Below are 13,030 nucleotides of genomic sequence, written 5' to 3' on the forward strand. Positions count from 1 at the left end.
CAAACCTATCCCCTGCTCAAAAAACAGAAGTTGATGATTCCCCGACTTAGCCCAACGGGGCAGTTCAAGGGCTGCCACACGGTACGGACGACACCGAACTCCACTTTACGGCGCCCTTCACCAGCACGGGAGCCGCTTACGGGGCACCAGCCTCCGCCGTGGATCACTGCGACAACGAATGCCACTACTGCCAAGGCCCGGAAACCAACTAGCACCAGCCACGTCGCTCCGAATGCATCTGCGCCGCCGTGCAAATCGCTCGACACCGAATGTGTATACAGTCTCGACCCACTGAAAGGGAACTACCAACGATGAATTCACTACCGACGCATAGCCCAACTCTCTCACCAGCAAGCCTTGTTTCCGAACCATGGCTCCCGCTCAACGAGATCTGTGATCGCGCACAGCGGATCACTCCTCTGACGTCCTTCCCCCACCTGGACGAACTCCTGTCCTCTTTCAACAAGCTGGCAGAGGCCTCGGAAGGGAGACTGAAGAAACGCCGGCTCGGAACGTCACGATTGAACGAGCCGATCCACGAATACGTCATCGGAGACGGCGAAAAGCACATCATCATGGTTGGCGGCGTACACCCGAACGAGCCCATTGGGTTCCACACCGTCCGACAATTAGCCGAAGACCTGTTGGCAGATCCGGGTTTCTTCGCGGAATTTAATGCCACGTGGCACCTGATCCCGTGCATCGATCCTGACGGGACCCGCCTGAACGAGGGCTGGTTCCACCAGCCGCAGGACCGCACCCACTACTCCCGCAACTTCTACCGACCCGCACCGGCCGAGCAAGTCGAATGGTCATTCCCGCTCTCCCATAAGGAAGCATTCTTCGACACAGTCATACCCGAAACCCAGGCCCTGATGCGGCTCATGGTGGAAACGAAGCCGTCACTGCTGGTCGGGCTGCACAACGCCGAGCTCGGCGGAGTATATTACTACCTCAACCGGGACCTGCCCGGGGCTGTCACAGCGCTGCATGCAATCCCGGAAGCCCTGGGGCTGCCCCTGGAAGTGGGAGAACCGGAATCCTCAGAGTTCCCCCCGCTGGCAGAAGCCGTGTACCGGATGCCTCTCTCGTCCGAGCGTTACGACAAACTCGAAGCTTCCGGGTTGGATCCGCTGCCGTTCATCGAGGGTGGAGGTTCGGTTGATTACGCCGAGCAGTTCGGAACTCTGCTTCTGGTCGCGGAGCTTCCCTACTGGACTCACCCGGATGTCCTTGACACCTCCGAAACCAGTACAGGCTATGCCGCAGTCCTGCAGGAGAAGAGCAAAGCCCTGAAGAGCCTGAGTTCGTTCTTGGAGGAAGCTCTTGAATCGGCAGAACCACACCTCACCATTGACTCGCCCCTGCTTCGTGCTATGCGCAGGTTCGTGCCTGCCATAGCCGCGATGGCCGAAGCGGAAAGCAAACGAGCCGATCTTCCCGAGAACAGCCGCTTCGCAACGACCGCGGAAGTATTCAGCAACGAAGACCTGGTCCGGTGCTTCAAGCTCCGGTACGGCAGCATGCTCCTCCGAGCCCTTCAAGCAGAAGTCTCCGCCGGTATCGCGCCGCTGGAGGTCCGCCACGCCCACGCCAAGCTCAGCGCTACCTATGAAGATTGGCTGTCTGAAGCGCAATCCGTGAAAGACGTCGAAGTACTGCCGATCGAAAAACTCGTAGGCGTCCAGTACGCCTCCACCCTGGCAATGGCAGCCCTCGTCTCCGGTACGGCGTAGTCGATAACCACTGGGCGGCGGCCATGAGCGCCGCTGGTAGCAACTGGAGCCCGGTTCGAACGGGCTGAGTTCGGCGCGAACCGCCAAGGCGGCACTGCGTCGCCCAAGACAATTCGATATCGCGGAGGAAACATGACTCAGACTGCCCATGGCGTCGAATTCAACCAGCAGCTTTCGGAAACCCCGAAGTCTGCTGAGGAGCGTGCAGCCGTCCTGGCGAACCCAGGCTTCGGCGACTACTTCACCGACCACACCGCCGTCGTCGACTACAAAGTTGACGCCGACGGCAATGGCGGTTGGCAGAATGCCCGGATCGAGCCCTACGGACCCATCTCTTTGGACCCTTCGGCCGCGGTCCTGCACTACGGCCAGGAAATCTTCGAGGGACTCAAGGCCTACCGTCACGCCGACGGTTCCGTCTGGACCTTCCGGCCCGAAGCCAACGCTGCGCGCTTGAACAAGTCCGCGCGTCGCCTCGCCCTCCCGGAGCTGCCTGAGGAGTACTTCCTCGGTGCCATCCGCGAACTCGTGCAGGCTGACAAGGAATGGGTTCCCTCCGGCGACGGTGAAGCCCTTTACCTTCGTCCGTTCATGATCGCAACGGAGGCGTTCCTCGGTGTGCGGGCTGCCCGCGAAGTGTCGTTCCGCGTCATCGCTTCCCCCGCCGGCAACTACTTCGGTGGCGAGCTCAAGCCCGTCTCCATCTGGATCTCCCGCGAATACGCCCGTGCCGGCCGCGGAGGAACCGGTGCGGCCAAGTGTGGCGGCAACTACGCCGCCTCCCTGATCGCGCAGCAGGAAGCCGAAGCGAACGGCTGCAAGCAGGTACTGTTCCTTGACCACTTCAATGACGACGCCGTGGAAGAACTCGGCGGCATGAACGTCTTCTTCGTCATGAAGGACGGCTCCCTGGTCACCCCCGCCCTCAGCGGCACCATCCTTGAAGGCGTCACCCGCATGTCCGTCATCCAGGTGGCCAAGGACATGGGCCGCGAAGTCACCGAGCGCAAGATCACCCTCGACGAATGGCGCGACGGCGTGGCCTCCGGCGAGATCACCGAGGTCTTCGCTTGCGGCACGGCAGCCGTGATCACACCAATCGGAGTTCTCAAGGACGCCACGGAGTTCATCGGCTCCGAAGACGCAAAGGCGGGCGACACCACCATGGCCATCCGCCAGCAGCTCCTGGGCATCCAGACTGGAACCGTCGAGGACACCCACGGCTGGCTGACCCGCCTGATCTAGCACCGAGCACAGTAACACCATGACCAGCTGCAAAGTTGGTGCCCTTGCATCAGTCTAAAGCGCTATCTGGAGAGCGTGTTGTGGCACACCTAACGGTTAAGGAGGTTAGGAGATGGGACTTCGTCGCCATCAAGAATGGCACCCACTCCTGGGGATAGATGTGACAGTGAAGCGAGACAGCACAGTGATACGACAGGGTCGTGTCGACGCTGTTACTTCCGACGATCAGATCTTCTGGCTTGAGGGCCAGGGGGCTGAGCGACGCCGCTTGTTTGAACGGTCTGAGGGGTTCGAAACATGGGTTGAATCCGACGACGACGCCGTGGAGGAACTCGGCGGCATGTAGGTCTTCTTCGTCATGAAGGACGGTTCCCTGGTAACTCCCGCTCTGAGCGGCATCATCCTGAAAGGCGTCACCCGCATGTCCGTCTTCCAGGTGGCAAAAGACATGGGCCGCGAGGTCTCCGAACGGAAAATCACCCTCGACTAGTGGATGGACGGCGTGGCCTCCGGCGAGATCACCGAAGTCTTCGCTTGCGGCACTGCAGCCGTCCTCACGCCGATCGGAGTCCCCCAGGATGCCACGGAAGCCATCGGCTCCGAGGACGCGAAGGCCGGGGAAGCCACCATGGCCATCCGCCAGCAGCTACCTGGTTTTCAAACGGGCGTTGCCCAGGATATACACGGCTGGTTGACATATGGCCGCGGCGTGTCGGCGCCGTCACCTCCGACGAGCAAGTCATGTGGCTAGAGGTCCAGGGGTGGGCCACGTCGCCTATTCGAGCGGTCTCAAGGCCTCGAAGCATGGATCGACTACAAATGGGAATCCGTTGGGAATGATCCCTCCCAAGGCTGTGCATTCGGTGCGATAGTGGTTCGGCCGTCGTGACGCCGACCGAGCGGCTCCCTGCCATGTGAGGGTTATAAGGGAAACGACGGTAAGGCCGAGTAGCTTGAAATCTTTCGGCGGAATGAATCCGCATGCAGTTCAGATTTCTCCGTAGGGGCTAGGCCAGGTAACCAGAGAGCGTGGAAACTCTACGTAGAGGCCCTTTCTCGATGCCGCGTGTGGGAATCCTGTGATGGCGTTGGCGCATCTCTTTGCAGCGCCCGAGAGGTCGAAAGACTGCATAGCCGTATTCGCAGAGATACAGTCCATCGCGGCCAGCCCGGATAGATTACTTGAATAGAAATCCGTTGGGTGCTCACAGTCGAGGCATAGCGTAGCCGGGGCGGATCGAGTTGGCGCCTGCTTTGTCGCTAGAGAACCGTCCATCTCATTGAAAGTTCCAATTAAGGATGGTTGCAGATGGGCAAGCACCGGATTGGGTCAGCAGTGGAAGTGGATCGTTCTATTCTGCCAGCGCATGCAGAACTCGTGCGGCGCTGGAGGGACTGGCACGACAAGAATTGACGGTGTCCCTTTCTTCGAGGGCGCGAGCGGAACTACTCCCAACCCGAAGTCAGGCCCCAACCGCTGGCAGACCGTCTGGACTTATCCTGGCGCGCCAATAGGCACCGTCAAAAGAAGATTCCTTTTCGACGTAGAAGGCTATGCCTGGATGGGCAGCTCAGCATGCTGTTGGGAGACAATGTAACTGGATGCCGGATTGACTGCGGTCAGCTGCTGTTCCTGGTCGGCTTGTTGAGCCGTTAGGTGAGGTCGGCGACTATGCACATGGTGAATTGGGCCGTCGAGCACGGCCAATGGGAACCCGCTGCCACCCCAACGCCGCGCGATGATTTCAGCAGCGATAGAGACTGCTGTCTCTTCTGGTGTTCGGGCACCCAAGTCAAGTCCGACCGGGGATGCGAGACGGGAGAGTTCACTTTCGCTGAATCCATGATCCCGGAGACGCGAATTTCTGTCCTGGTGAGTCCGCCGACTGCCCATGACGCCGATGAACGCCGCAGGTGTCCGGAGTGCTTCCTCGATTATTGGTACGTCGAACTTCGGGTCGTGCGTCAGGACGCAAATCACGGTTCTGGCATCGATTACCGTGTCTGCGAGATACTGGTGGGGCCAGCGGACTACGACTTCATCGGCGTCGGGGAACCGGGAAGGGGTTGTAAAAACGGGCCGGGCATCACAAACGGTGACCCTGTATCCCAGGAATTTACCCACCCGGCTCAGAGCTGCAGCAAAATCGGTCGAGCCAAAGATCAGCATCCGTGGTGGCGGGGTATAGGACTCGACAAACACCGTTATGTCCTCATGGCGTCTTTGACCTTCTTCACCTACACGGAAGGTCCTACTGGTCCCCTGTTCGAGAATTCCTTGGGAACCACGGACAATGGCTTCGTCGAGTTGCCTTTTGCCTGTAGAACCCGCGATCAGGCGATCACCGATGACGAGTTGGCCACCGCTGTGAACGCCGTTCACAATAGTGGCGAGCGCCGTCGGGATTCCCGAGCGGACACGAGTCGATATGAGCCTCAGGCTGCCCGTTGCCGGGTCAACGCAACGGATGAAAACCTGGACTTGCCCTCCGCATGTAAGGCCGATGGTAAAGGCATCGTCATCACTGATCCCGTATGTAGCGAGTTGGGGTTGCCTCGTTTCGAGAACTTCCTGGCATCTTGCGTACAAGTCTCCCTCCACGCAGCCTCCTGAAACGGAGCCCACGACACGGCCCACAGAGTCAATCGCCATCGCCGCACCAACTCCCCTGGGCGCGGAGCTCGATGTCCCGATCACCATAGCGAGGGCGAAGGGGACTCTCCAGGTAGATACTTCGCTCAGTATGTCGCGCATGGCTCCGCCTCCTGGCGGTTGGAAGAACCTTTTTGAGGTCTGTCTCGGACGAACGATCGGTTACGCGCAGAGGGTGCTAGGGAAAACGGCAACCGGCAACGCGACGACAGGCGTCTAGATTTTGGAAAAGCCACTACATACTTCCCGCGCCCGGGGCTCTGAGTCGCCGCTGTTGGCTTCAAGAAGACGGCGAGGCCGTTAGCTTGTCGTAAAGCGAGCCCGCATTGAGTGTTTGGATGTACTCCATCATGTACTCCTGTCCTACATCGACGGGGTAACGCTCGGTGAAGTTGACGCGCTCAACGGTTTCTTCGCGGCTCCAGCCATTCGCGATGGCGTCCGCGACCGCGCTCTTCCAGTCTAGGAGGACCGCCCTCTGCGTGTTGATGTAGGTGAGGTCCGTTACCGGGCCATGGCCAGGAATAACTGTGTCAACGTCCAGTGCGCGGATCTGGTCGAGCGCCGCGAGCCATTGGTCGACGTCAGATGTCATCAGCCAGGTTTGGCAATCGCTGAAGACCGTGTCGCCTGTGAAGACAAGGCGTTCTTCGGGGATGTGAACGGCGATCTGGCCGGGGGTATGGCCGGGGGTATGGATGAGGTTGAACGTGTGGTCCCCTAGCCGGAGAGTCAAGTCTCCCGTGAATACGATCTGGCCCTTATTTGGGTCGCGATAGTATTCCTCCCGCCCGGGGAAGAGATGCGCGCCCTCCGGGTCGTCCGGAAGGGCCTCGCGCGCGTATTCGAATGGGTCGAGCTGGGGGTACACCGTCATGAAGTTGTCGTAAACGCCCCGGTGGTGGACTACGGTACCGGTGCCTTTGAAGTAGTAGTTGCCGAAAATGTGGTCGACGTGATGCTCGGTGTTGATGACGTAGCGAATAGGGCCGTGCAACTCCGCTTCTGCACGCATCGCGACGGCCTTGCTCGGCAGCTGCGGGGTGTCAATGACGACAACGCCGTCGCGTGTCACGACGTAGCCTGGATTGCATCCTCTGACCTTCGTTTCTACGAAGACGTTTGGCTTGATTTGTTCCATGGGACGGACCTCTCTGTGCGCCTCGTTGGTCTGAGATAAAACACTTCTCTTACGTGCCGGTGAGCGGAAGTGCCGGATCGGAGTGCCGAAGGACAAGGGAACCGAAGAATTCAATGTGGGACCGCATCTCCCCTCCTGCCAGGTTCGGATCGCGCAGGCGCAGGGCAGTCAGTACGGGTTTGTGCATCTGGGCAATCATGTGCAGATCCCAGTCGGACTTGATGACACTGATCAATGTCCCCGTTTCAACCCTGAGCGAGTGCCAGAGGTCGAGCAAAACTTCGTTCGCTGCCGTTTCGACGATGATCTCGTGGAAGCGGGTGTCGTGTTGCATCTGCGCGCGGGGGTCACCGGCCTGAGCTGCGGCTAGCATGGCCTCGACCTCCGCCTCGAGTGCGACGATCACGGAATCGGTCATCCTCGGAGCGGCTTCTCTGCCGGCCAGTTCTTCAAGGGAAGCCCTTACCGGGTAGACCATTGCCAATCTCTCCGGAGTCAGGGCCAGTACCCTTGCACCCTTATGCGGCTGACTTTCGATCAGGCGCATGCCTTCCAAGTCGCGCAGCGCTTCACGGACGGGAGCTTGACTTGTCCCGAACTCCTTTGCCAGTTGGCTCTCTATGATGCGCATACCCGGAGAGTATGAGCCGTTAAGAATCCGCTCGACGATGCGGTTCTTGATTTCCTCGCGCAGCACCGTGCGTCCGATCGGCAAATCCATGTCGCTCCTCTTCGCCTGGCCCGTAGGCGTTTCATCGATTATCGATGACGGTCTTTCCTGTTGTCAATGGATTGAACCTGCTGCCTACAGAGACGCGCCATTCCCGCATGGATCAGGCGCCCCTCTGCGGAGTGAGAGGACGCAGAGCAAGCCCGCCTCAATCTGACCCAGAAAACATGAGCTCACGGTCTCGGCAATAGGTTCCCGAGCGCGCACGGGTGAGATGAGCTTCTGCAGCTGCTTGCCTGCGACGTCGGATGCGATACCCAGCGATGTCGGCGCGATGGGGTCTGCTGCGCCGGTGCCGACGAAGCAGGCCGCCCCGGCGAATGGTCCCGCGGATGAAGGAGAGGGCGCGCCAGGCGGCCTGAAGGCAGATTGCGAGGGTGAAGACTGCGACCGAAAGGCCGAGGGCGCCGTTGAACATGAGCCATACCACCACGAGAACCATCAGCCAGCCGTAGATGACTCCAGAAATGTTGGCGTCTACAGTCCTGGTCAGGCCTGCGACTCCCCCTCCGGCGGAGAAGCAGCAAGTCCAGGAGACGAAGGCCACCCACATAATTACGCCAAGCGAACCAGAGAACTGTGCCCAGATGCCGACCAAAACGCCGGCCGCGATCTCGACCCCTAGCTATACCTCCATGCTTTAAACCCCCGCACTGCACTAGCCCGGCGGCTGGTCTGTTGAGTGAATGTTTGTTGAGCAGTCGTCATTGACTAACGCCTATGCGGGAGGCGGCGGGCTGGAAGCCCAGCGGATAATGCCGCAGTAATGGATGCCGCCTCAGCCCTGGCTGGTGGCAGGTGAGGGCGCCGAAAGCCTTCGTGGAAAAGAGTTTGACTTTGCTTCACGTGAAAAGCCGGCGGGCGGTTTGTGATCTCGATCATCGATCATACAACTGCCAATGGATTCTGCAGGGAAAAAAGAACTACCGATCAGGGGTTGACGTGGCCGCAGTCACATTGGATCATCGATTATCGAAAGTTTGGGCCGGGATAGCCCCGGCTGTGACCAACACAATGGAGTGGGTTATATGACCGACAGCAGCAATGTTCGAGGCACATTTTTCGGCGATGAGAGCTTTCCCATCGAGTGGGATGAAGGGCAGATGGATCTCCTCTGGGTTCATGATGACCTGCACATTCCGAATCCCGTGTCACCCATGTATGCAGATATCGGCGGATGGTGGCTGAAGTGCGACTACATGTTCCGCCGTTTCGGCACCCCCTTCGCCTCTGACTGGATCGTGAAGGTCATCAACGGTTATGTCTACACGGCAGCCGTGCCGGCCAAGGCCGGAATCAAGGCTGAAGGCTCCGAATACGGTGCACGCTATGTGCCGAGGGTGCCGTTTGACCCGGAATACCCGGAACGCATGGGCGCGTACCTCGGATGGACACTCCCCTACTACGCCGATAACTTCCTGGACTGGTGGCAATCACGCCTTCGTCCCGAGATTGAACGGAACTTCGAACGACTCGACGGCTATGACTACACCAGGGCCAGTCTGTTGGACCTGGCCGTGCTGCTCGAGGACGCTATCGACATGCACGACCGGCACTGGCAAATCCACTGGGTTCTTAACTTCGCCCAGTTCTCCTCGACCACCGCGCTGAACACCACCATCGCCGAGGCAAGGCCCAACGCCGACAACTCGGCTCTGATGGGACGCCTGCAGAGCTCCGTGGAAAACCGTAACTGGGATTCCATCAAGCAGCTGTGGGAGATCAAAGAGAAGGTCAAGACCGACGGCGGCGACGTTTCTGCAGCCTTCGGGAAAGCCACCGCCACTGACGTCCTTGCCGCGCTGAAGGAGACCGAGGGCGGCCGGGCATTCTTGGCCCAGGACATCGAAGCGTACCAGAAGGTCTACGGGTACAAGTCGATGTGGGCCCACGAGTTCTCATTCAAGACATGGCGCGAGAACCCGGCCCCAATCATCGAAGCGGTCCGGGGCTACCTCGAGATCGACTACGATTTCCCCGCCGAAATCGCCGCGGTCGCGGCAGACCTTGAGGCGGCCAAAACCGAAGTGATGCAGGACGTCCCCGAGGGTGAACAGCGGGAGAAATTGGCGCGGGCACTGGAGCTGAGCCTGAAGATGAACCCGCTCACCCCCGACCACCACTTCTACATCGACCAAGGCACCAACGCCCGCGTCCGGATCGTTCTGATCGCAATCGGCAGGAAACTGGTCGAGGCGGGCATCCTCAGCGACCCCGAGGACGTCATGTACCTGCACTACAACGAACTCCGAGCCGTAATGGGCGGCGGCTTCCCCGGCGACGTGTCCGAACTCGTCTCCGACCGCCGCGACGCCCGGGAGGATGCCTACGAGGTGCGGCCTCGTGACTGGGTGGGGACCGCGACCGATGAAGCGCTGGCCTTCCCGTACCTGGCACTGTGGGCCTTCCCGGAAAAGTTTGAGCGCAAGCCGGCAGCGGCCGGGGAACCCATCGTCGGCCTTCCGGCCTCAAGCGGCGTCGTAGAAGGCACCGCAAGGGTCGTTCTCTCACCCGAAGAGTTCGAACAGGTGCAGAAGCGCGACATTATCGTCTGCCGCATGACGTCGCCGGCCTGGGTGGTCCTGTTCACCCGCATCGGCGGCCTTGTGACCGACGCCGGCGGTATGGCCTCCCACCCTGCAGTCGTCTCCCGCGAATTCTCGATTCCCGCCGTGGTCGGCACCTCTGACGCCACCCGTCTGATCAAGACAGGCGACCGTATTCGCGTCAATGGATCAACCGGGCAGGTCGAAATACTCGAAAGCTTCAAGCAGTCCGCGGAGCACCTGGCGGTCAGGGACCTGTCCGCCCACATCTGAGAGCTGTAAGGAACACACCATGAACGACACCCCACTCGTCCTTTCGTTCGACGACCCAAAGGCGAAGGAAACCAGCCTCAGCGGCGGCAAGGGCGCTTCGCTGGCAACCATGACCTCAGAGAACCTTCCGGTTCCGCCCGGGTTCGTCATCACATCGGCAGCCTTTGCCGAGGCAGTTGATGAAGAGGCTCTCCGGCAGCGCTGCCGAGCCAAAGACATGGCCGGAGCCCGCGAACTCGTCTCCGCCGCCCGGCCGCCCGTGGGTCTGATCGCTGAGCGCTACGCCCAGCTCAACGGACGCGTGGCCGTCCGGTCCTCCGCCTGCGCAGAGGACTCTGAAAACGCAAGCTACGCCGGGCAGCAGGAAACGTACCTGAATGTCGAGAACTTTGAGGACGTCATTGAAAAGGTCGTCGAATGCTGGCTGTCCTTCTTCACCGACCGGGCAATTTTCTACCGCGAGGAGAAAGGCTCGCTCGAGGACATCGCCATGGCGGTTGTGGTGCAGCAGATGGTCGACTCGAAAAAATCCGGAGTGATGTTCACGGTGGACCCCGTCCACCAGCGCCGCGACAGGATGGTCATTGAAGCCGCCCTGGGCCTGGGCGAAAACGTCGTCAATGGGGAAATGACGCCCGACCATTACGTGCTGGACCGCAAGGGGGCGATAAGGCGCAGCAAAGTCGTGGACCAGCCGATCCTTGGGGAGTCCGAGTCCCGCCAGCTCGCCACTCTCGGCCAGCAACTCGAGACCCTGCACGGCTGCCCGCAGGACATTGAATGGGCCTTTGACGACGCCGGCGATCTTTACTTGCTCCAGTCCCGTCCCGTCACCACCTTCGGGGAAAGCCACCGGTGAAATACGTTACGTACGAGCACAGTGGCCGCCAGCGCGTGGGGATCCTGGACGGGAACCAGGTCTTGGACGCCGGCTTCGACGGAGACATGATCGCCTTCATCGAAGCCGGCGCCCCGGCCGGGACCACGGTCCCGGTCCAAGGCGCACGACTCCGGGCTCCCTTGCGGCCACGGACCCTCAGGGACTTCCTGGCATTCGAGGGGCACCTGAAAAACGCCTACCGAAACCTCGGCCGAGACATTCCCCCGGAGTGGTACGAGGTCCCGGCGTTCTACAAGGGACTTCCGGACACAGTGATCGGACCGGACGAGGAAATCCCCTGGCCTTCGTACACGGCACAGCTTGACCACGAACTCGAGCTTGCGGCGGTCATTGGAACCCCGGGACGCAACATCGCCGCTTCGGAGGCCGCAGGTCATATCTTCGGGTACACGATCTGGAACGACATCTCCGCCAGGGATGTCCAGCGCCGGGAACTTCCCATCGGCATGGGCCCGGGCAAGGCCAAGGACTGGGACGGATCAAACATCCTCGGACCCTGCATTGTCACGCCCGACGAGCTCGACCCCGGGGGCGTCCGGCTCACTGTGCGCGTCAACGGCGAGGAATGGGGATCGGACACGACTGCCAACATGCACCACACGTTCGCAGCCATGATCGAGTACATCTCTCAGGACCTCACCCTCCGGCCCGGCGAAGTCCTTGGCTCCGGAACCGCCGCAGGCGGCTCCGGCCTTGAACTGGACCGCTGGATCCAGTCCGGAGACGTAATTGAAATGGAAGCCGAAGGTATCGGAGTCCTCCGCAACACCGTCGGTGCCCGCCCCTGACCCGAACATCCACCACACCAAAAACACCGCGAAAAAGGAGAAAGAACATGGCATTCGTCGTCGCAGCAGTATGGAAAGCCAAGCCGGGCGAGGAGCACCGCATCCACGAAGTCATCAAAACGATGACGCCGCTCTCCCGGGCAGAACCGGAAAACCTCTACTACCAGGCCCAGGTCGCCCCGGATGACCCCACGAAGTTCTTCCTTTACGAGCAGTACACCTCCGAGCAAGGCTACGAACACCACAAAGCGACCGAGCACTTCCAGAAGCACGTCTTTGGCTACGCTGTGGACTTCCTCGAGAAGCGCGAGGTGGCAACCTACGAGACCATCGATGTCTGACCAGTCTCCAGACCCCATGCCGCAGCGGCTTCTGCTGCTGCGGCATGGGCAGGTCAGTTCCCATCGTGGTGATGTGCCTGTCACCCCGGACGGTCTGGTGTTCGCCGAAACCGTCGGGCTCCGCCTTGCCGAGCAGAATGAAGAAATGCTTGTGCTCAGCGGAGAGACCCGGCGCACCTGCGAGACAGCCGAGGCCGTCGCCGAAGGGGCCCGGCGGGGCGGGATGAAGGTCGACGGGCCACGCATCAGCTTCGGGCTGAGGAACCCAGACCTTTATGTTGCCGGGGAACGCGTGAATATGGTCTCCAGCGCGGAAGCCCTCGCTGCGCAGGTCGAAGGGCTCGGCGAAGATTCCGCGGCCCGTGTGCCCTTTTTCACCGGCTTCCTGCCCGCCAAAGACCGCATCGGGTGGTGGCTCAGCCATCCCGATCCGCCGGGAGATAACGCGTCCTCCGTCGCCCACAGAATCGCCAAATTCGCTCAAAGTCTCTCCGACCAGCCCCTCACCAGGCTCGTTGTCGGGGTCACCCATTCTCCTGTCCTGCGCGCCTGCGGGCTGAAAATGTTGGGCCAGGACCGCGGCGAGCCCGATTGGGTCGCTGGCCTCAGCATTGAAATTGGCCCGGACCGAACCATCAAGGCCGATTGGTTTGAGCATCCGGCTTAATCCCCCCGC

At 60.6% G+C, this 13,030-nt stretch carries 11 protein-coding genes and 1 pseudogene; 8 read left to right on the top strand and 4 right to left on the bottom strand.

Annotation, left to right across the window (positions count from 1 at the left end; genetic code table 11):
- The first annotated feature begins 311 nt into the window (after positions 1 to 311).
- The 3 genes and pseudogenes from ACIQLI_RS06225 to ACIQLI_RS06235 all read left to right on the top strand — a co-directional run.
- On the top strand, positions 312 to 1,736 hold the full coding sequence (locus ACIQLI_RS06225; protein ID WP_400386182.1) for a M14 family zinc carboxypeptidase: 1,425 nt from the start codon (positions 312 to 314) through the stop codon (positions 1,734 to 1,736).
- 132 nt (positions 1,737 to 1,868) lie between these two features.
- A complete protein-coding gene (locus tag ACIQLI_RS06230; RefSeq protein WP_400386185.1) occupies positions 1,869 to 2,981 on the top strand; it encodes a branched-chain amino acid aminotransferase in 1,113 nt (370 codons plus the stop codon).
- 310 nt (positions 2,982 to 3,291) lie between these two features.
- Positions 3,292 to 3,732 (top strand): annotated as a pseudogene (locus ACIQLI_RS06235) (aminotransferase class IV); the annotation flags it as partial.
- 801 nt (positions 3,733 to 4,533) lie between these two features.
- Here the strand turns inward: ACIQLI_RS06235 and ACIQLI_RS06240 are convergent.
- The 4 genes from ACIQLI_RS06240 to ACIQLI_RS06255 all read right to left on the bottom strand — a co-directional run bounded on the left by ACIQLI_RS06240 (position 4,534) and on the right by ACIQLI_RS06255 (position 8,118).
- A complete protein-coding gene (locus ACIQLI_RS06240; protein ID WP_400386188.1) occupies positions 4,534 to 5,736 on the bottom strand; it encodes an XdhC family protein in 1,203 nt (400 codons plus the stop codon).
- A 178-nt stretch (positions 5,737 to 5,914) separates the two neighbouring features.
- Positions 5,915 to 6,775 (bottom strand): MBL fold metallo-hydrolase, encoded by an 861-nt coding sequence (locus tag ACIQLI_RS06245; protein WP_400386191.1) that lies wholly within the window; start codon positions 6,773 to 6,775, stop codon positions 5,915 to 5,917.
- 49 nt (positions 6,776 to 6,824) lie between these two features.
- Entirely contained in the window at positions 6,825 to 7,496 is a 672-nt protein-coding gene (locus ACIQLI_RS06250; protein ID WP_400386194.1) for a GntR family transcriptional regulator, read from the bottom strand.
- Between the two features lie 157 nt (positions 7,497 to 7,653).
- Positions 7,654 to 8,118 carry a DUF1097 domain-containing protein gene (locus tag ACIQLI_RS06255; RefSeq protein ID WP_400386760.1) on the bottom strand — a complete coding sequence of 155 codons (465 nt, stop codon included), beginning with the start codon at positions 8,116 to 8,118 and terminating at the stop codon, positions 7,654 to 7,656.
- A 415-nt stretch (positions 8,119 to 8,533) separates the two neighbouring features.
- On the opposite strand from ACIQLI_RS06255, the gene ACIQLI_RS06260 reads away from it, so the two are divergent.
- The 5 genes from ACIQLI_RS06260 to ACIQLI_RS06280 are packed head-to-tail and all read left to right on the top strand — an operon-like array spanning position 8,534 to position 13,021.
- Entirely contained in the window at positions 8,534 to 10,324 is a 1,791-nt protein-coding gene (locus ACIQLI_RS06260) for a PEP-utilizing enzyme (RefSeq protein ID WP_400386197.1), read from the top strand.
- Between the two features lie 19 nt (positions 10,325 to 10,343).
- Entirely contained in the window at positions 10,344 to 11,183 is an 840-nt protein-coding gene (locus tag ACIQLI_RS06265; protein WP_400386200.1) for a PEP/pyruvate-binding domain-containing protein, read from the top strand.
- On the top strand, positions 11,180 to 12,013 hold the full coding sequence (locus ACIQLI_RS06270; protein ID WP_400386203.1) for a fumarylacetoacetate hydrolase family protein: 834 nt from the start codon (positions 11,180 to 11,182) through the stop codon (positions 12,011 to 12,013). The genes ACIQLI_RS06265 and ACIQLI_RS06270 overlap by 4 nt, the downstream gene beginning before the upstream one ends.
- A 47-nt stretch (positions 12,014 to 12,060) precedes the next feature.
- On the top strand, positions 12,061 to 12,354 hold the full coding sequence (locus tag ACIQLI_RS06275; RefSeq protein ID WP_400386206.1) for a putative quinol monooxygenase: 294 nt from the start codon (positions 12,061 to 12,063) through the stop codon (positions 12,352 to 12,354).
- Positions 12,347 to 13,021: a histidine phosphatase family protein gene (locus tag ACIQLI_RS06280; RefSeq protein ID WP_400386208.1), complete on the top strand. Its 675-nt coding sequence runs from the start codon at positions 12,347 to 12,349 to the stop codon at positions 13,019 to 13,021. Before ACIQLI_RS06275 ends, ACIQLI_RS06280 begins: the two co-directional genes overlap by 8 nt.
- The last annotated feature ends 9 nt before the right edge of the window (positions 13,022 to 13,030 follow it).

It is taken from the genome of Paenarthrobacter sp. NPDC091669 (genome assembly GCF_044756725.1).
In the GTDB taxonomy this organism is placed as follows: Bacteria; Actinomycetota; Actinomycetes; order Actinomycetales; family Micrococcaceae; genus Arthrobacter; species Arthrobacter bambusae_C.

Bases quoted from the DNA above. Each gene is read 5' to 3' on its own strand.
- ACIQLI_RS06225 (WP_400386182.1), top strand. From the start codon at position 312: ATGAATTCACTACCGACGCATAGCCCAACTCTCTCACCAGCAAGCCTT.
- ACIQLI_RS06230 (WP_400386185.1), top strand. From the start codon at position 1,869: ATGACTCAGACTGCCCATGGCGTCGAATTCAACCAGCAGCTTTCGGAA.
- ACIQLI_RS06240 (WP_400386188.1), bottom strand. From the start codon at position 5,736: ATGCGCGACATACTGAGCGAAGTATCTACCTGGAGAGTCCCCTTCGCC.
- ACIQLI_RS06245 (WP_400386191.1), bottom strand. From the start codon at position 6,775: ATGGAACAAATCAAGCCAAACGTCTTCGTAGAAACGAAGGTCAGAGGA.
- ACIQLI_RS06250 (WP_400386194.1), bottom strand. From the start codon at position 7,496: ATGGATTTGCCGATCGGACGCACGGTGCTGCGCGAGGAAATCAAGAAC.
- ACIQLI_RS06260 (WP_400386197.1), top strand. From the start codon at position 8,534: ATGACCGACAGCAGCAATGTTCGAGGCACATTTTTCGGCGATGAGAGC.
- ACIQLI_RS06265 (WP_400386200.1), top strand. From the start codon at position 10,344: ATGAACGACACCCCACTCGTCCTTTCGTTCGACGACCCAAAGGCGAAG.
- ACIQLI_RS06275 (WP_400386206.1), top strand. From the start codon at position 12,061: ATGGCATTCGTCGTCGCAGCAGTATGGAAAGCCAAGCCGGGCGAGGAG.
- ACIQLI_RS06280 (WP_400386208.1), top strand. From the start codon at position 12,347: ATGTCTGACCAGTCTCCAGACCCCATGCCGCAGCGGCTTCTGCTGCTG.